Source organism: Actinomycetospora callitridis (genome assembly GCF_028737265.1).
GTDB lineage: Bacteria > Actinomycetota > Actinomycetes > Mycobacteriales > Pseudonocardiaceae > Actinomycetospora > Actinomycetospora callitridis.
Genome location: NZ_JAQZAK010000007.1, coordinates 75,514 through 93,115, shown reverse-complemented (window position 1 = coordinate 93,115; position 17,602 = coordinate 75,514). Strand labels below are relative to the sequence as shown.

General features: G+C 69.9%; 15 protein-coding genes. 10 read left to right on the top strand and 5 right to left on the bottom strand.

From position 1 onward, the window contains the following. Nucleotides 1-6: 6 nt before the first annotated feature. Together PH191_RS20900 and PH191_RS20895 are read right to left on the bottom strand one after the other, a co-directional pair. Nucleotides 7-1,134: an FAD-dependent monooxygenase gene (locus tag PH191_RS20900; protein WP_274196559.1), complete on the bottom strand. Its 1,128-nt coding sequence runs from the start codon at nucleotides 1,132-1,134 to the stop codon at nucleotides 7-9. Nucleotides 1,135-1,296: 162 nt separating this feature from the next. After that, nucleotides 1,297-2,208 carry a LysR family transcriptional regulator gene (locus PH191_RS20895; RefSeq protein ID WP_274196558.1) on the bottom strand — a complete coding sequence of 304 codons (912 nt, stop codon included), beginning with the start codon at nucleotides 2,206-2,208 and terminating at the stop codon, nucleotides 1,297-1,299. A 180-nt stretch (nucleotides 2,209-2,388) separates the two neighbouring features. Here PH191_RS20895 and PH191_RS20890 point away from each other — a divergent pair, with 180 nt between their 5' ends. The 4 genes from PH191_RS20890 to PH191_RS20875 are packed head-to-tail and all read left to right on the top strand — an operon-like array spanning nucleotide 2,389 to nucleotide 6,663. Continuing rightward, nucleotides 2,389-3,384 carry a C-terminal binding protein gene (locus PH191_RS20890; protein WP_274196557.1) on the top strand — a complete coding sequence of 332 codons (996 nt, stop codon included), beginning with the start codon at nucleotides 2,389-2,391 and terminating at the stop codon, nucleotides 3,382-3,384. Next, complete coding sequence (locus PH191_RS20885) at nucleotides 3,381-4,385, top strand: phosphotransferase family protein (RefSeq protein ID WP_274196556.1); 1,005 nt, start codon at nucleotides 3,381-3,383, stop codon at nucleotides 4,383-4,385. The genes PH191_RS20890 and PH191_RS20885 overlap by 4 nt, the downstream gene beginning before the upstream one ends. Continuing rightward, on the top strand, nucleotides 4,382-5,689 hold the full coding sequence (gene eno, locus PH191_RS20880; RefSeq protein WP_274196555.1) for a phosphopyruvate hydratase: 1,308 nt from the start codon (nucleotides 4,382-4,384) through the stop codon (nucleotides 5,687-5,689). Before PH191_RS20885 ends, eno begins: the two co-directional genes overlap by 4 nt. Further along, the gene (locus PH191_RS20875) at nucleotides 5,689-6,663 is read left to right on the top strand and encodes a fumarylacetoacetate hydrolase family protein (protein ID WP_274196554.1); all 975 of its coding nucleotides are present in this window, start codon (nucleotides 5,689-5,691) and stop codon (nucleotides 6,661-6,663) included. The genes eno and PH191_RS20875 overlap by 1 nt, the downstream gene beginning before the upstream one ends. A gap of 306 nt (nucleotides 6,664-6,969) precedes the next feature. On the opposite strand, the gene PH191_RS20870 is transcribed toward PH191_RS20875, so the two are convergent. Then, a complete protein-coding gene (locus tag PH191_RS20870) occupies nucleotides 6,970-7,383 on the bottom strand; it encodes a PPOX class F420-dependent oxidoreductase (protein ID WP_274196553.1) in 414 nt (137 codons plus the stop codon). Between the two features lie 95 nt (nucleotides 7,384-7,478). On the opposite strand from PH191_RS20870, the gene PH191_RS20865 reads away from it, so the two are divergent. Together PH191_RS20865 and PH191_RS20860 are read left to right on the top strand one after the other, a co-directional pair. Continuing rightward, the gene (locus tag PH191_RS20865) at nucleotides 7,479-7,754 is read left to right on the top strand and encodes a helix-turn-helix transcriptional regulator (RefSeq protein ID WP_337994086.1); all 276 of its coding nucleotides are present in this window, start codon (nucleotides 7,479-7,481) and stop codon (nucleotides 7,752-7,754) included. A gap of 549 nt (nucleotides 7,755-8,303) precedes the next feature. Continuing rightward, nucleotides 8,304-8,465, top strand: a complete 162-nt coding sequence (locus tag PH191_RS20860; protein ID WP_274196552.1) for a site-specific integrase — start codon at nucleotides 8,304-8,306, stop codon at nucleotides 8,463-8,465. 1,688 nt (nucleotides 8,466-10,153) lie between these two features. On the opposite strand, the gene PH191_RS20855 is transcribed toward PH191_RS20860, so the two are convergent. Next, nucleotides 10,154-11,251, bottom strand: a complete 1,098-nt coding sequence (locus PH191_RS20855; protein ID WP_274196551.1) for a hypothetical protein — start codon at nucleotides 11,249-11,251, stop codon at nucleotides 10,154-10,156. 97 nt (nucleotides 11,252-11,348) lie between these two features. Further along, entirely contained in the window at nucleotides 11,349-12,203 is an 855-nt protein-coding gene (locus tag PH191_RS20850) for a FadR/GntR family transcriptional regulator (RefSeq protein WP_274196550.1), read from the bottom strand. A gap of 344 nt (nucleotides 12,204-12,547) precedes the next feature. On the opposite strand from PH191_RS20850, the gene PH191_RS20845 reads away from it, so the two are divergent. The 4 genes from PH191_RS20845 (at nucleotide 12,548) to PH191_RS20830 (ending at nucleotide 16,601) form a co-directional block, all read left to right on the top strand. Beyond that, nucleotides 12,548-13,099 (top strand): hypothetical protein, encoded by a 552-nt coding sequence (locus PH191_RS20845; protein ID WP_274196549.1) that lies wholly within the window; start codon nucleotides 12,548-12,550, stop codon nucleotides 13,097-13,099. 327 nt (nucleotides 13,100-13,426) lie between these two features. Continuing rightward, on the top strand, nucleotides 13,427-14,116 hold the full coding sequence (locus tag PH191_RS20840; protein WP_274196548.1) for a hypothetical protein: 690 nt from the start codon (nucleotides 13,427-13,429) through the stop codon (nucleotides 14,114-14,116). A 131-nt stretch (nucleotides 14,117-14,247) separates the two neighbouring features. Next, on the top strand, nucleotides 14,248-15,582 hold the full coding sequence (locus PH191_RS20835) for a tetratricopeptide repeat protein (protein WP_274196547.1): 1,335 nt from the start codon (nucleotides 14,248-14,250) through the stop codon (nucleotides 15,580-15,582). Nucleotides 15,583-15,815: 233 nt separating this feature from the next. Beyond that, nucleotides 15,816-16,601: a hypothetical protein gene (locus PH191_RS20830; RefSeq protein ID WP_274196546.1), complete on the top strand. Its 786-nt coding sequence runs from the start codon at nucleotides 15,816-15,818 to the stop codon at nucleotides 16,599-16,601. Nucleotides 16,602-17,602 lie beyond the last annotated feature (1,001 nt).

Here is a 17,602-nt window from a genome sequence, read left to right as displayed (position 1 = left end):
GAGTGCTCACGCCGGGACGGCGACGAGCTCGGCGATGCGGCGGGTGAGGCCGGGGACGTCGCCCTGGACGTGGTCGAGGTTCCACTGGGCCATCTGCAGGGAGGCCTCGACGACGGTGCGGACGCGGTCGTACCGGCGGGCGGTGAAGGCCGTCAGGGCGTCGTCGAGTGTGTCGCCGGTGGCGACGAGGTCCCCGAGGACCTCGGCGTCCTCGAGGGCGGCCGCGGCGCCCTGGGCGATGGTCGGCGGGCAGACGTGGACGGCGTCCCCGACGAGGACCACGCGCCCGCGGTGCCAGGGCGCGTCGAGCAGGTGGGTCTCGAACCAGGTGTAGTTCAGCCGGGTCGGATCGTCGAACCGGTCGCGGACCTCGTCCCACGGGCCGTGGTAGGCGCGGGACAGTTCGCGGAAGGCGTCGAGCTGTTCGGCCGGGGACTGGGCGGTCCGGTCCTGGGCGTCCTCGACGAGGAACCAGTACGCGGTGTCCGGGCCGGTCGGGGTGATGCCGGCGATGTAGCACGGGCCGCCGAAGAAGAGCTGGGCCGTGGTGACCTCCTCGGGTCGGGGAGCGACCATCCGCCAGGCGCCCATCCCGAGTGCGCGGGTGTCCAGCGGGACGTCGAGCAGGCGCCGCGTCGCGGACCGGACGCCGTCGGCCCCGACGACGAGGTCGTAGCGGCGCTGCGTGCCGTCGGAGAAGCGGACGTCCACCCCGTCGGGGTCCTGCTCGAGGGCGTTCACCGTGGTGGCGAAGCGGGTGGTCACGCCGACCTCGTCGGCGCGGGCCATGAGGACTCGCGCCAGGTCGGGTCGGTACATCCCCATCGTCCCGGGCAGATCGGGTCCGCCGAACCGGAGATCCGGGAGCTGCGCGAGAACCGTGGCGACGGGGTCGGCAGCACGGACCAGCAGCCCGGAGCACTCGTACCCCAGCGACGCACACTGCTCGAGCACGCCGAGACGACGGAGGACGCGCAGGGCGTTGCCCTGCAACGTGATCCCGGAGCCGAGCGCGGAGACCTCGGGCTGGACCTCCACCAGGTCGACCGCGACACCGGCGTCGGCCAGCAGGATGGCGGTCGCCGCGCCGGCGGCTCCGCCACCGACGACGAGCGCAGTGCCGACAGCAGGCATGGCGGGACTCCTCTGTCCGCGGGGGAAAGGGCGTCGCGCCCGGCCTGGTGATCCGGCCTCGTGCGGCGACGTCACCAACGCTAGGGAGCCGCGGTCCCGCCCGGAAATGCGTCGTCGCGATCCCTGCGATCCACCCCGTGCATGATCGGGGTCACAGACGGTTCAGGCCGTGCCGCGCAGCGAGGCGGCCACACCGGCGAGCTGGTCGCGCAACCACCGGTGGCCGGGGTCGTCGTCACGGCGGGAGTGCCACACCGCGGACTGCCGCAGCGGCGGTAGGTCGACCGCGGGCTCGAGCACGGTGATGTCCGCGGCGCCGGCGACGCGGCGGGCCAGTCGCTCGGGCAGGACGGTGACGAGTCGCGTGCCCGCCAGCATGAACGGCATCGTGGTGAACGTGCTGGCCGTGGCCTCCACGTTGCGCACGATGCGCTGGTCGTCGAGCTCGTCCTCCCACACACCACGGTTCCCGTTCGCCGAGTACAGGAGATAGGGCGAGGACGAGAACACCTCCGCGGTCAACCCGCCGGTCGCGGCGGCGGGGTGACCGGTCCACACGGCGCCCACGAACCGGTCGGAGATCACCGGCATCGCTGAGCAGATGGCCCGGGTCTGCTCGTCCAGCAGCGGATCGGGGAGCACGGCGAGGTCGATCTCGTCGCGACGCAGCGCGGTGCGGAAGTCCTCGGCGACCGGGGTGAGGTCCAGCCGGAGGCGGGGCGCGAGGTCGCCGATGGCACCGAGGAGAGGGCGGAGGAGGACCACACCGACGTAGTCGCTGCTGATGACCGAGAAGGCGCGCGTGTCGGAGGCCGGGTCGAAGTCCGTCGGCCGCATCACCGTCTGCTCGATCCGGGCGATGATGTCGCGCACCGGATCGACGAGCGTCTCGGCTCGCGGGGAGAGCTGCAGGTAACGCCCGTTCTTCACCAGCAAGGGGTCATCGAGGGTCTTGCGGAGGCGCGCCAGGGCGGTGCTGATGGCCGGCTGGGACATGTGCAGGCGTTCCGCGGCCCGGGTCACGTTCTTCTCGCGCAGGAGGGCATCGAGGACCACGAGGAGGTTGAGGTCCATCTGCCCGAGCTTCACCGCTCACCGTCCCACTCGACGTCGACGGCCCACCTCACCGGGCCGGCGTCGCCGCGGCAAGGGCGGGCGCCATCTGCGGGGCGGATGGCAGCTGTCCACGAACGGCATTTCCGCACCCCAGCGTCGTCGACCTAGCGTGGCCGACGACAGGGAGGAGGTGGCGTCGTGACCGCTCGGGTCCTGGTCACCGACCATGCCTGGCCCCACCTCGACGTCGAGACCGCGGTGCTCGCCGCCGCCGACGCGGAGCTCGTGGCGGCCGAGACCGGCCACCTCGACGAGCTCGTCGCGCTTGCCGGAGACGTCGACGCGATCCTGACCTGCTTCGCCAGGGTGCCCGCCGAGGTCCTCGACGCGGCGCCGCGGTGCCGGACGGTCGCGCGCTACGGGGTCGGTCTGGACAACATCGACGTCGCCCGCGCCACCGAGCTCGGGATGGTCGTCAGCAACGTCGTCGACTACTGCACCGACGAGGTCGCCGACCACACCCTGATGATGATCCTCGCCCTGGCCCGGCGGCTCCTGCCGCTGAACCGCAACGTCACCGCCGACGGGTGGGGCGCGGGCGTGCCGGGCACGTCCCGGCGGCTGCGCGGCCGCACCCTCGGCCTGGTGGGGCTCGGTGCCATCGGCCGGGCCGTCGCCGTGCGTGCCGTGGCGATCGGGATGCGGGTGGTCGCGCTGCGCCGGTCCGGCGGCGAGACACCGGGGATCGAGGTCGTCGACCGTCTCGAGGACCTGCTGGCCGCAGCCGACGTGGTGTCCCTGCACCTTCCGCTGACCGCCGGGACCGCCGGGCTCATCGACGCGGCCGCGCTGCGGGCGATGCGCCCCGACGCCTGGTTGATCAACACTGCCCGAGGTGGGCTGGTCGACACCGACGCCCTCCTCGACGCCCTCGAGCGCGCAGAGCTGGCCGGGGCGGCGCTGGACGTCACCCACCCCGAGCCGCTGCCGGCCGCGCACCCGCTGCGGTCGCGGCCCGACGTCGTGCTCACCCCGCACTCCGCCTTCGCCTCCGACGGGTCGCTGACCGAGCTGGCCCGGCGGGCCGCCGAGAACGTCGTCGAGGTCCTGGCCGGGCGCGTGCCCGCGAGCATCGTCAACCCCGAGGTGCTCACCCGCCTCACCCTGCGGGTGTCCCCGGCGGCGACCCGATGACCGCCGATCCTGCCCCGGTCGACGCAGCGGCGATCACCGCGTTCCTGCGCCGGCGCCGTCTGATCGCCCACGACGCGCAGGTGCAACTCGAGGCGCTACCCGGCGGCGTCTCCAACGACGTGCTCGCCGTGAGCGCCCCGGGCGTCGACGCGGTGGTCAAGCGCGCCCTCGGGCAGCTGCGCGTCGAGCAGCTCTGGCTCGCCGACCCCGGTCGCATCGACACCGAGGGCCGGGCGCTACAGCTGGCCGGTCGCCTGGCGCCGGGCGCCGTGCCGCAGGTCTACGACCTGCACGAGGGCTACCTGGTCATCGAGCGGGCGCCCCGGTCCTGGCACACGTGGAAGGACGAGCTGCTCGCCGGCCAGGTCCGCGTCGAGATCGCCGAACGTCTCGGCCGGCTCCTGGGCACCTGGCAGCGCGCCACCGCCCACGACGCCTGGACCCGCCTCCAGTTCGGCGACCGCACCGCCTTCACCCAGCTGCGCGTCGACCCGTTCCACCGCGCCATCGCCCGACGCCATCCCGAGCTCCGCGACCAGATCGAGACGACCATCGAGGTCATGGACCGGGCCGACGTCTGCCTGGTGCACGGCGACTACACGCCCAAGAACGTCATGGTCGGACCCGGAACGGAGGACCCCGACCGGCTGTGGGTGATCGACTGGGAGGTCGCCCACGTCGGCGACCCGACCTTCGACCCGGCCTGGACCGTGGGCCACCTGCTGCTCAAGACGATGCACCGCCCGGGGGCAGCGCCCGAGTACGCGGCAGCCGCCCGGCGGTTCCTCACGGCACTCGAGGCCGCCCTCGACGGCGCCGTCGTCCTCGACCCCGCCCAGCTGGTCCGGCAGACGGCCTGCCTGCTGCTCGCCCGCGTGGACGGCACCAGCCCCGCGGGCTACCTCGACGACCACGCCGCGGCGCGCACCCGCGAGCTGGGGCGTCGGCTGCTCGTCGACACCCCCGACACCGTCACCGACGCCTGGGAGGACCTGCCGTGACCGGCACCGCCATCGCCGAACTGCATGCGTGGGAGGCGCTGGACTCCCGCGGCCGTCCCACCGTCGCCGCTGAGGTGGTGCTCGCAGGCGGCGCGCGGGGCCGAGCGACCGTCCCCTCCGGGGCGTCCACCGGCCGCCACGAGGCGCGCGAACTGCGCGACGGCGGAACTCGGTACGGCGGCTACGGGGTCCGCCGTGCGGTCGCGAACGTGACCGGCGAGCTCGCCGACGCCGTCCGCGGGCTCGAGGCCACCGACCAACCCGGCGTCGACCGCGCACTGCAGGCCGCCGACGGCACCGAGGACCTCGGCCGGCTCGGGGCGAACGCGGTCCTGGCCGTCTCGGTGGGCACCGCCGTCGCCGTCGCGGCCGCGCAGGGTGTGGCCCTGCACACCGCGGTCGCCGAGCCGGGCGCACGCCCGTTGCTGCCCCTGCCGATGGTCAACATCATCTCGGGCGGCGCCCACGCCGGGCGGAGCATCGACGTCCAGGACTTCCTGGCCGTGCCCGTGGGCGCGGCGTCGTTCGCCGAGGCGATCGAGTGGTGTGCGCGAGTCCGGGCCGGCGCCGCGGCGGTCCTCGCCGACCGTGGGCTGCCCGTGGCACTCGTCGCGGACGAGGGCGGGCTCGGGCCGGTGCTGCCCGACAACCGCAGCGCCCTCGACGTCCTCGTCGCGGGCATCGAGCGCGCCGGCCTGCAGCCCGGCTCCGATGTCGGGATCGCCGTCGACGTCGCCGCCACCCAGTTCGCGACGGGGGAGGGGCAGTACACCCTGGCCGCGGAGGGCGGCCGGCAGCTCGATGCCGTGGGCCTGGTCGACGAGCTCGCGTCGTGGTGCGAGCGCTACCCCCTCGTCTCGATCGAGGACGCCCTCGCCGAGGACGACTGGGTCGGCTGGACCCGCGCCACCCAGGTGCTGCGCGGCCGCCAACTCCTCGGTGACGACCTGTTCGTCACCAACCCTGCCCGCCTCGAGCGCGGCATCCAGGACGGCGTGGCCAACGCCGTCCTGGTCAAGCCCAACCAGATCGGCACCCTCAGCGACGCCCGCGCGGTCGTGCGCCGGGCGCACGACGCCGCATACACCACCGTGCTCTCGGCCCGCTCCGGGGAGACCGAGGACGACTGGCTCGCCGACCTCGCCGTCGGCTGGCGCACCGGCCAGATCAAGGTCGGGTCGACCACGCGCTCCGAGCGCACCGCCAAGTGGAACCGGCTCCTGCAGCTCGAGGCCCAGCTCGGCGAGGGCGCCGACTACGCCGGTGCCGCCGCGCTCCACGCCGGGCGAGAGGCGGTGCGCTGATGTGGTTCGCCCTCGGCACCTTCGACGCCGACGGCACGGCGTTCCCGGGGCTGGTCGTCGACGATGCCGTCATCGACCTGCGCCCATCCTTCGGTGACGGCACCACCGTCGAGGGGCTGTTGCAGGACTGGGACGCCACGCTCGCGGTCCTCCACGACCTCGCCGAGGAGGCCGGCGACCTGCCGTCCACCGCCCTCGGTGACCTCCGCGTCCTCGCGCCGCTGCGACCGCGGCAGCTGCTGTGCGCCGGCGCGAACTACTTCCGCCACGTCCGGCAGATCGTCGCCAGCACCCTGCGCAACAGCGGGGACGAGCGGAGCGAGGACGACCTGCATGCCGAGGCCGACCGGATCGCCCACGCCCGCGCCGCGACGGGCACGCCGTTCCTCTTCCCCGGTCTGCCGAGCGCCGTCACCGGTCCCCACGACGACGTCGTCCTGTGGGGACCGGGCGTCGAGCACGACTGGGAGCTCGAGCTCGGCGTGGTCATCGGCCGCCGCGCCCTCGACCTCGCTCCCGAGGACGCGATGGACGTCGTGGCGGGCTACGTCATCGGCAACGACATCAGCACCCGCGACGTCATGACACGCCCCGACCTGCCCATGACCGACTTCATCATGAGCAAGAGCCGCCCGACGTTCTTCCCCATCGGCCCCTACCTGGTCCCGCGCGAGTGTGTCCCCGACCCGCGGAAGCTCCGCCTGACGCTGTCGGTCAACGGCGAGGTGATGCAGGACGACACCGTCGACGACATCATCTACGGCGTCGAGCAGCTCGTCAGCTACGCCTCCCACGCCGCCCTCCTCGGCCCGGGCGACCTCCTGCTCACCGGCTCACCCGCGGGCAACGCCGGCCACCACGGCAACCGCTGGCTCGTCCCCGGCGATGTCATCGACGCCGAGATCACCGGCCTCGGACGCCAGCGAAATCGCTGCATCGCGCCACCAGCGGAGGTCGACCGTGGACAGCGCTGACGTCCCCGGCACCGGGGGCTGTTGAGCGGCGGCGGACGGTTGTCGCCGCGTAGGAAGACGATCTCCAGGAAAGTGGTCGTCCTGAGTGACGTGCCCCGAAACGACCTGGAGTCACCTCGAAGATCGCTCCGTGGAGGAGCTGTGACCAACGAGAAGAGGTGCGCCGTCAGGGACTCGAACCCCGAACCCAGTGATTCTCGACGGTGAATTTCTCGGAGTCACCGCGGACCACCACACACCCCCATTGAGCTGCGAAAACCGTACGTCATGGGCCGATCACCAACGGGGCGGTCGTGCGCCTGCCGCCTACGTGGTGTGCTCGCGACGCGCGACGGAGTACCACTCTTCGCCCGCGGGTTCCCCGGCCAGGTTCCAGCTCCAGGACGTCGTGGGAGCAATGCGCATGTACGTCCCTGGGCCCACCATGCCGACACGCTCGAAGGGCTGCTCTGCCTCTCCGTAGATTCTGATACCTCGCGCCACGAATGGGTCCATCGAGAGAAGGTCGTCGAAGACGATCGATACTCGGGTGGAGCCGGCAGCGACGTTGCGGAACTTCCGCGTCTCCACGACGGCTCCCGGCCCTCCGACCCAGAGGTGTTCGCCGTCGAACTCGACCGCTACGGGGACCACGTCAGGCTGGCCGCCTGGCGCCACGGTCGCCAGACGACCGATTCCCTGCGATCGGATGAACTCGCACTCCTGGTCCGTGAACGACACGCGACCTCCTTAGCTGGTCCTAGATCAGTACTAGATCACGACGTGTCCATCAGTCGCCAGGCTCATGCGCTCGATGGCGTGGCGCGTGTCGGCTCGTGTCCGACGCACGACAAGGCTTCGGGGTCTCTCCCTCGGCGGCGCGGGCTCTGCCCTGCCTGGCCGCCCGTGCGGGGGCAAGCGCTGCCCGCCCGGAACGGCGCTGGAGCGCCCAGGACGTCGCCGACTACCTCGGAATCGCCCTGAGCACCGTCTACCAGTGGCGCTGCACGGGCTACGGGCCGCGTGGACGCCGCGTCGGTCGCTACCTGCGCTACGACCCCGACGAGGTCCGGGCCTGGTTCGACGGGCTCGCCGACCCGCAGGCCGGGTGAGCCGCGGTGCCTCGTCCGCCCACTGCCGTCGGCACCTACGGAACGATCAGGGTCAACGGCGAGCCGGGCCACTACGGCGCGCGGGCCTGGTTCCGCGACCTCGACGGCAAGGCACGCCAGGTCGAGCGCAGCGGCCCGACCAAGACCAAGGCCAAGGACGCGCTGAAGCTCGCGCTGCGCGACCGGGCGCGCACCGCCACCGGGCATCAACGGCGACACCCGCATCCGCGAGATCGCCCCGGAATGGCTCGCCGGCGGTCACCGAGCAGTACCGTCGCCAGCTCGACGTGGTGGTCCTGCCCGGGGTCGGGGAGCTGCGGGTCCGGGAGGCCACCGTCCCGCTGCTCGACAGCTTCATCCAGACCGTCCAGGTGCACCGCGGCACCGCGTCGCGATCCCGACGAACCCGGTGCGCGACCTCGGGCGCATCCACGCCGGCCGGCGCAAGACGACCCGTTCGCTGACCCCGGCCGAGTGCCGCGCCTGGCTCGCCCAGCTCGACGCCGACGAGGCTGCCGCGACAAGGACCTGCCCGACCTCTGCCGGTTCATGATCGGCACTGGGGTCCGCATCGGCGAGGCCCTGGCGGTCGCGTGGCCGGAGGTCGATCTGGCCGCCGGCACCGTCGACGTCTCCCGCACCCTGATCCGGCTCACCGGTGTCGGGCTGATCTGGAAGTCGACCAAGACCGAACCGGCGAGCGCATCCTGACCCTGCCGCGCTTCGTGATCACGACATTGCAGGCGCGGAACCCCGACGGCGACGCCCTTGAACCGGTCTTCCCCGACACCCTCGGTGGCTGGCGCGACCCGTCCAACACCCGGCGGGCGCTGCGGGGAGCGCGGGGGGCCACGGGTTCGCATGGGTCACCAGCCATGTGTTCCGCCGGACCTGCGCCACGATCCTCGACCAGTCCGGCTAGTCACCCCCGTGCCCTCGCCGATCAGCTAGGCCACGCCCAGGTCTCGATGACCCAGAACTTCTATCTCGGCCGGCGCATCGCGAACCCCAGCGCTGCCGCCGCGCTCGACGCGTGGCACGACCAGGAGGACGAACTTCATGGGTAATTCATGGCCTGCGTCGCTCGCAACACACGACACCAAGGACCTGACCTGCAAGAAGAGTGCGCCGTCAGGGACTCGAACCCCGAACCCAGTGGACGAGAGTCACGTGTGGTGCCGTGCGTACTGGTGAGCGTTCGTGCTGATCAGCAACGGTGCCGACGAGTGTCGATCATCAGCGGTGCCGAGCCGAGTGTGGCCATGGAGTGACGTAAGCGGTCCCCTAAGCGGGTCCGTCTCAGCCGGTCACACCTCCTCGCGGGCCGAGCGACGGGATCCTGTGTGCCGGTCTCCGCCTGCGTTCTTGGTGCTGGCCTGCCTGGTGACCTTGGTGCGGCCTGGAGCAGCGGCTTCCTAGCGTGGTGTCTCAGGGTGACGGCGTGGCCGGAGGCAGTCGAACTGGTGGGTTGCAGCAGGAGCGCTTTGCGCAGGCGGAGGCTGCCGCGCTGGAGCGGGAGCGCCGAGCTCGGAAGTGGGTGGGTGGGTAGGTGCGGATCGTTGTCCTCGTGGTTGTCGGTGTCCCGCTGGCCACCCCTCTGGGCCTGGTGGACCAAGCACATCCTGCTCGGTGCCGGGTGCTGTGGCGCCGCCTGATGCCCGGAGCGGTGATCCTCGGCGTCGGTCTGGTGGAGCTGCGGCTGCTCGCCAGCGTCTTCTGGGTCGCCGAAGATCGTGCACCACGACCACCAATACGGGCCGCTCGGGGTCATCTTCATGATCTTTTCCTGGTGCGTGGCCTTCAGCGGCGTGGTGCTCGGCGGGACCGCTGGTCGGTCACTTCCTCGGCGAGTGGACCGTGGTCGCCAGCGCCGCGTCGTCGGAGCGCGAGTAGGGTCCGCTCCGTAGGTAGCGCCGACGCATGAGCGGTGCGGAGGTTGCTCGAATAGCTATTGTTACCGCCGCGTAGCGATGAACGGTCGAATTGAGGCGACGAAAGGGCCGGGCATGAGTGCGGCGCGCAAAAGTGTTCAGTCGACCGGTGGGAGTGTTCAGTCCCTCGGTGGGTCTGAGTTCTCAGGTTCCGCCTGCACCCGCTACCGTTCCGCCATCGAGCGGGGCGGACCCGCTCAACCGGACTCTGGTGAGGAGCGGTTCATGCGCGGGTGGGGGTTCGACGGCGGGATGCCGTCGAAGCGAGCTGATGGCGGAACGTCGATCCCAGGCGTGTCCCATCGATTTTCCACCCGGCAGGCTACCGGCGGTGGCGGCCCGCGCGCCGTTCAGCTCCCCGGCGGTGGGGGTCCCCGCATCGTCGAGCTGCCCGGTGGTGGCGGCCCCCGTATCGTCGAGGCCCCGGGCGGCGGCGGCCCGCGGCGCACAACCGGCGCCTGATCTTCCTCAGGCGGCGCGCCACATCAGAGCCACCCCCTGACCAGGCAGGATCCAGTTGCCAACGGGGACCTCGACGACCGGGTCGCCCGTCTTCCACGGCACGGGACTCGCGGGTGCACCGAAGGTGAACGGCTTGAGGTGGAACTGCAGGTCGGCGCCGGTCATGCGGGTGGTGTCAAAGCTCATGCGCTCCATGTGGCAGGGAAACGGGGCCTCCCAGTAGCAGTACCCCGAGCCCAGCCGCTGCAGCATCGTGTAGCGCACCGACAGTCGCTGGACTGTCGCGATCGGGCTCGATGTCTCCGCCATCGGCTGCAGGGAAAAGGCGAAGATTCGCAGCTTGTCCATGTATTCACGGCGGTCGAGCCGCTGCCCCGCGGGGAGGTCCGTGCGGAAGAACGTTAGATACCGCCCCCAGTCACTGAGCTGGACCTCTTCAACGTGCTGCTGGGGAGCCCGCGCGGCGACGGCGTGCTTCTCGTCGGCCGCGTCGACGTAGTGCAGTCCGAGATGCACGGTGTCCCGCATGCTCTCGACGGAATCGTCGAAATAGTCGTCGGCCTGGTCGGCACCGACGAACCACATGTCGAACAGCGGCACCCGGCAGCCCGCGATGATGCGGTCCCGGAGCTCGTAGTCGGAGGTCGCGAAGATGACGAACAGGGCCGACGGCACGCGGCTGCGGAAGCGGTACCGCTGCTCCATCACCATGCGGTAGGTCGTCTCGTCGATCCAGCTGAGCTGGAGGTCGACCTCGGTGTGGTCGCTGATCGTCAGGTCGCTGCCATCGTGAGCCGCGCCCTCGCCGCCCAGCACGGCTGTGACCAGCCCGCGGTTGGAGGGCGACGGCCCGTAGACGCGGTCGAGCAGGTGCTCGAGCACGGCGCCGGGCGGGAGGGCGTCGAGCATGCCGCGCTCGACCGTGCGGGTCACGAACCCGGCCTGCCGACGCAGCTGGTGGCGCACGATGCCGGCCACCGTCGCGGTGACGACGATTAGAGCACCCACGAGCAGCAGGACCGCCCCGAGCGCGAGGAACGGGTGGGGCGAGGCGAGGACGAGACCGAGGGCGCCGAGGGCGCCGGCCACGATCCCGATGGTCATCCAGGAACGAAGGGGGAGCGGACGCGGGCGCTCGTCGTCAGAGCCTCCCCCGTCGGCCATCCTTCAATCTTGAGGACTCACCCCGCCGGAGGACAAGTCACGCCCGTCCGTCACCGTCCTTGGCGTGGGGATGGAACATCGGGACGTCGTCTAGGTCCACGTACGTGGTCGACGTGGCGGGCGGGAGGTCGTCGCCACGCTCGGCCGACCGGTCCCGCGCGATGCCGCGGTACTGCCCGAGCAGGTGCGCCGACATGGCTAGACGCGCGGCCACCTCGTCGCGGCGACGGAGCAGCGTCGCGATTTGGTTGTGGTCGGCGGCCGAGCGGTCGTGCACCTCGGTGCTGGTGAAGCTCCGTTCGCGCCACTCCGCGACCAGCGGGGTGAGCATCTCGTAGAGCGCGCGCAGGTAGTCATTGCCGGCCGCGGCGACGATCTCGCCGTGGAACTCCTCGTCCTGGCGCAGCAGGGTGGCGCGGTCGTCGGCGTCGGTCTCCCGGTCGTCCCGCGCGAGCTTCGCGATCCCCTCGAGCGTCCCGGACGGCGCCCGCGTGGCGGCGAGCGCGACCGCGAGGCTCTCGAGGGCAATCCGCACCTCCATGACGTCCGCGAGGTCGAACTGCTGCCCAGCCAGGCGGTCCAGCATTAGGTCGGCGGCCGACCGGTCGGCGCTCGTGGAGACGACCCAGCCGCGTCCCCGGTTGACCTCGACGACGCCGCGCGCCTCGAGGCGCTGCAGGGCCGTGCGCACGGAGCTGCGGGCCACTCCCATCATGCGCGCCAGCTCCGGCTCTGAGGGGAGACGGTCGCCCGGCTTGAGCTCCTCGCTGCGCACCATCTCGAGCAGGTGATCACCAATGAGGTCGGGCACTGGCTTGCGGGCCCCGGGTGCGAGCGCCCATCGTGGGCCGTCGTCACCGTCGGAACCCGTCGCGCGACGCGGGTTGGTCATCGCCGCTCCGTTCCCCGGAGGTGGGGGCGCGTCGCCGCCGGCTCGCCCGAGCTTCCTGTGGTGCCGCCTAGAGGGCGTTAAGGCCCCGACAGTATCAGTTCAGGTCGTGGTCAGACAGCATTTGTCCCCAGACAGACACGGGACGATGCAAAATGGCTGTGTCTGCGCGCCACGCCCTGGTCGTCAGTCGCCGCCTCACCAACCACCGAGTAGTTGTCGGACAACAGCATACGGTTGACAGACAACTGTCTGAGAGGGACGCTCACCGGGTGAGGGTCCCGGTCCCGTCCGCACCACGCGGAGGGGTCGGCTCCCGGGGGTCGATCACACTCGGAGGTCGTCGCATGAGCTTCACTCCGCACCGATGGGCTCTTCCACCCGTGCCCGAGCACGCGGGCCGGGGCGAGCGCCGCTGGCACGCGGCCGCAGAGGCGCGGGCCCGGGGAGAGATCCGCTGGATCTGGAACGAGGTGTGCTCCGGCGCGCACCTGGCGCGCCGTGTGGTGCCCACCGGCACGGGCTCGTTCGAGCCCCCGCGACTCGGCCGCATCCGCCTCGGCCCGCCCACGACGCTGACCGTCCAGCTCCGCCCCGGCCAGCTTCTGGCCGACCTGCTCGCGGTCGACGACCGGCTCGCCGCCGCCTTCGGAGTCACCGACATCGAGATCCGCCGCCTCGCCGGCGACTGGCTGCTCGTCGAGCTCGTCGAGGGACCGGAGCTCGGCGTCGACGAGCTGCCGCCGTCGCCGCAGCGACCCGGGCCGACAACCGACCCGTCCGTTCCGGGGCCGGTCGTGCCGGCGAAGCCGGAGTGCGTCCGGCCGGGACGCCGCGGCTCGTTGCGACCGTACGGCGCGCCGCGCTCGACGCGGTGGTGGCGCACGCGACGCCGGTGACGGCTCGAAGGCCGGAGCGCGGGGACCTCGTCGATCGTGAGCGTCTCAGGCTGCACGCTTGACGCTCATCGGGTGGCCGTTGAGGCCTGCGGCGAGGTCGATGCCATTGATGCGGCGCTTGTCGATGAACAGGCGTCCCTCGACGCGTGGGGAGCTGCGAAAGCCTGGGAACCGCCCGCGACCAGGTACAAGGCACTAAGCCGGCGGAGTGATCGCGCTGCTCCGATCCGGTGTTCCTCATCGACGAGCGTTCTATCCTCGTCGGCTGCAGCGATCACTGACGGGACGGCTGGCGCGAGGGGGCCCAGCCCGCCGGGCGGAGGATCATTGGCGGTCAAGGAGTGGGTGGAGTCGGCCGTCCGATTCGGGGTGGTGCCGGTGCTGCTCGTGATCGGAGTCCTTTCCGCGGGGATCGGCGCGGGCCAGGTGTGGCCAAGGGCGAGGTCTGCGGCGTACGGCGGATTCTGGGCCGGCCTGCTGGCGTTCTTCGCCTTGGTGCTCGGGCTGCACACCGTCACTTCGTTCGGTCCACTACCCAAAGGCTTCGTCGACCTAGTGCCGCCACCGGTCGGCGTGCTTATCGGCGCCGGCGTCGGGGCACTTGTTGCTTCGCTCTATCTCGGGCTTCGCGCGGATAAGCGGGTGGCCATGCCCCTTGGATGGCAGACCTTCGGAGCCCTCGGCTTGCTCTACCTATTCCTGATATGGCCGGAGGTGCGTGAGTACATCGGTTGGCTGGCGGTTGGGACTGCCGCGGCGTCGTCAGTTGCTTACGCCTTGCTCAGGGACCAGTGGCCCCGGTCGGGCGGGCGGAAGGAAAGCCAGCTCACGGGAGGGATCGATGCGGGGACCAACATGTTAGACAGCGCCACGGACGACAACGGCACGTACAACACCAGCGCCGAAGACACCGGCGCCGAACACACCGGCGCGGAAGACACCGGCGCGGAAGACACCGGCGCGGAAGACGGCAGCGCAGGTGCGCATCCCAAAAATGCGGACGGGACGTCGTTGTGAAGCTGCGATGGTTCCGCCGACCGACGCTTGCGGCCCGGGTGTCGCGACCGCACCCGGTGTTGTGGGCGGTCGCTGCCCTCGTGCTCCTCCTAGTGGCCGTAATGATCGCGGTCGCTGGGCCGAGGGGTGACGTGAGCATCGCCGGCCAGACGTTCACGATCGGAAGTAATTCGGTTGCCGAGGTGGCGGCTGCCGTGTTTGCGTTAGCGGCGATTCCTCCGCTGCGTCGTGCACTCTACGCGCGTTTGGCGCGTCGGCCTGGACCTCTTGAGATCTCGTCGTTCGTAGGCGCTCCGCCCGCTGGCGCCGATTACCAAAGGCTTGACCTCCTCGCCGAGTTTCGTCGCACGTTGGCGGAGATGAGCCTGTCCGCGCCTGAGCCTGTGCCGAGTGAACCGTCGGCCAGGGGAGTTGTCGACGACGTTCGTACAGCGTTCGACGGGAATCGCGGACCCTTCGTGGCGGCGCTCCTGCTCGTGGTCTCTCTGTTGCGCGTACGGCACGCTTACCGCGTCTCAGTGCAGGTCCTGTCATCGACCGACGGTCGTTGCGGGCTGTCCGTGCATGTGGCTCGCTTACCGAGCGGACGTGGTGAGGTGGAGGCCGTCTGGGAGGACGATTGGCGGGTCGCCGCTCAGCGCGCCGCCCACGTTGTAGGGGCCTACTTGGTACCGCGTAGCCGGTTGTCCCGCCATGCGCCGTGGTTGGCATGGCACGGAATCGAGATGCCGACGGAGCTCTTTCATCAGAGCCAGCTGGCGGCCCGCTGGGTCCGGGAACGCCGGTATGAGAGGGCCCTTGACGCGCTGCACCGCGCGCTCAAGGAGGATCCCCAGAACCCGTACCTGCGGATTGACCTGGGTCAGGTCCAGGAGCAGGCTGGGTTGTACCTCGATGCCGTGGCTACGTACGCCGACATTATCGCCGTCGAGTCGTGGTTCGACGGTCGCCTCTGGAGACGGTTGCGTGGAATCCTCGGCGACAACACGACCGGCGCTCCGCCAGCCCGAGTGACCAACACACGTAACGGGCGCGACGCGCTCTTGATTGCGCGCTACCGCATCTGCTCGCGCCTCGGAGCGGCCGCTCAATTGCAGGACCAGTGGATGCGCCCTCTGCAGCTCAGAAATGGTCGCCGTCACGCCGATCGTGAGGCGCTCAAGTTCCGCCTGCGTGTATGGTTAAATTCCTACGCTCGCATCTACGAGCTCGATGACCCTTGGGTGCCGCGGTCGGAGCCGTTCGCACCTACCGACGACCGGGTGGGCGAATACGAGACTTCGAAGGAGCGGCTCGTCCACCTGGTCCAGACGGTGGGACGTCGCGGGCCGAGGCGCTGGCTGACGATTACCGCTGGTCACGCGGCCGTCGTATCCCGGGGCTCGCAATCAACCAAACAGCGGTTCAGCTGCTGCGTCTTGCTGCAGTGCTCCACGAGCGGCGAGCGAAATCCGCAATTTGCATGAAAGCTATCCCGAACTGGTGGCCAATCGAGCCGGGCCGGTTGGATGCACGGATCGGGCGTCGGCTTTACCTTAAGCCGGGCTTCGCGCGAAGTTGGAAGGAGTACTACAATGCCGCCTGTATCACTGCGATTGCGCTTCCAGGTTTCACTGATACGACCGATAGGGCCGTTAGAGTCGACAAGACTGCTGCTACGATCTTGGCATTTCAGGCCGTCCGCCATCTTGAGCGCGCAGTGAGTAGTACCGATAGCGGTTATGTCAGCCGATACGCACAGTGGTTATCTACCGGGGATCAGGACCTCAACCCGTTACGCAACACACCACAGTTCGTGGACTTTCTCGACCGCTATTTCCCAAATCAGGGACCCCGCGTCTTAAGGCCTCAGTCTCAGCTGGTCAAGCTGGTGATGTCTATGCATACGTCCCGTTTATTGACTAGTTTCTGTGACCGGCGAGCCCAGTTCTGGTATCGCCACACCGACGAGCCAATCGAGCGTGGTGTGGCCGATGAACTGATGCTCGAGGCACCGGTCACCTCCCTCGTCGCTGATTACGTGGAGCACGACCGCCATTGGCAGACCCGGATGGCGCTCCTCAAGGAGGCCGATGAATTCTGCTGCAGATGGGGCCTGGGTGCTGTCGAGGACACTTTCCCGACCTTCCAGGAGGATCCGCAGGTACTCCTCGCAGCTGACGACCCTGGGAAACTAAAGCGTCTCAGTAGGAATGCCGATGGCTACTTCCGAGACGAAGTAATCTCGGTGCGCAGCGACACGCTCGACGCACTGCTGCCGATCGCGCGGCAGCGCGCTGCGGAACTCAGGGACGCCGAAGCAGAGCCTTCACGGTGTCTCGATTTCTGGCTCGAGATGTCGCGTCGTCTGCGCGCTGGGCTCGGCATCCCTGAAGAGGAGCATCGTGGAGTGGCAGAGCGTCGGAAACGCGCTCTCGCGGCTATGGCCACTCGCGACGCCGTCTCGCCAATGGCTGGGGCCGTGCCGTCGGATCCTGGCGATTGAGCCTGTTGGGTCGCTATCGATGCTGCCTCGGTGTCCCTGCGAACCCGTGCCAGGCGTCGAGGGTCTGTGGCTCTCTCGTCCGCCGGCGGGCGATCACCACCCACGGGGCTACGGCCCAGGCCGTCCCTAGCAGTACGATAACCCACACCCAGGCTCCCACAGCGCCCCCTGCCCAGACTCGTGCGCGTCCCTCAACTCCACCAGACCGTCGGTCCGTGACCCTCGATCATTACTGGTTCGTAACAGCTTTTCACTCAGATGCTGCGGTGGACGCGCGTCTGACTGCAACGGTCCCCTCTTGTGAGACGTGGTTCTCATGCCCGAAGCGCAACCGTGACGTCGTGATGGAAGACCCTTCAGGGCGCATGAGAGCCCTCACGTTGGCCGCGTCCGTGCCGAACGACGAGCATGGAGTTCCCATGGCTCGACTCCGATCCTCGCAGCGGGCCTGTCCGACGGTGCCAGCCGGCAGGCTGCCGGCCGTCGAGGCCGGCGAGAACATCGATTACGTCCGCGTTGGTCCGTCGAGGGAGAGCCGCCTGCCCGACATGACCTGCGATGCAGGTCGGCCTTAACGATCTCCAGACGACCGCTGGGGAGGTGATCGCGCAGGAGTAAGCGTGCCCGAGAGTAAAAGGAGTCACCGTGGAAGATCGCTTTGCAGGGCTGTGACCAGCGGAAGAGGTGCGCCGTCAGGGAGAACCCCGAACCCACTGGATGAGAGTCACGGCTTCAGCGGTGACGCCTGGTGCGCGTCAATGCTGGTCAGCAAGCGTGTCGTCGAGTATCGATCATCCGCGGTGACCCTCCGAAATCGGCCCTGGTGTGACGTAAGTGGGCCTCAAAGCGGGACCACTACGGCGATCTTGATGCGACGGTCGCGTTGGGCATCGAACTTCCGAAGGACCGCGGCAAGAGCCCGCCGCAAGCGCTCCAGAGGCACGTGGCTCGCACTGATACCTCTCGTGGCGGTGTTGGCACAGGGTTCACGCGATTCGCTA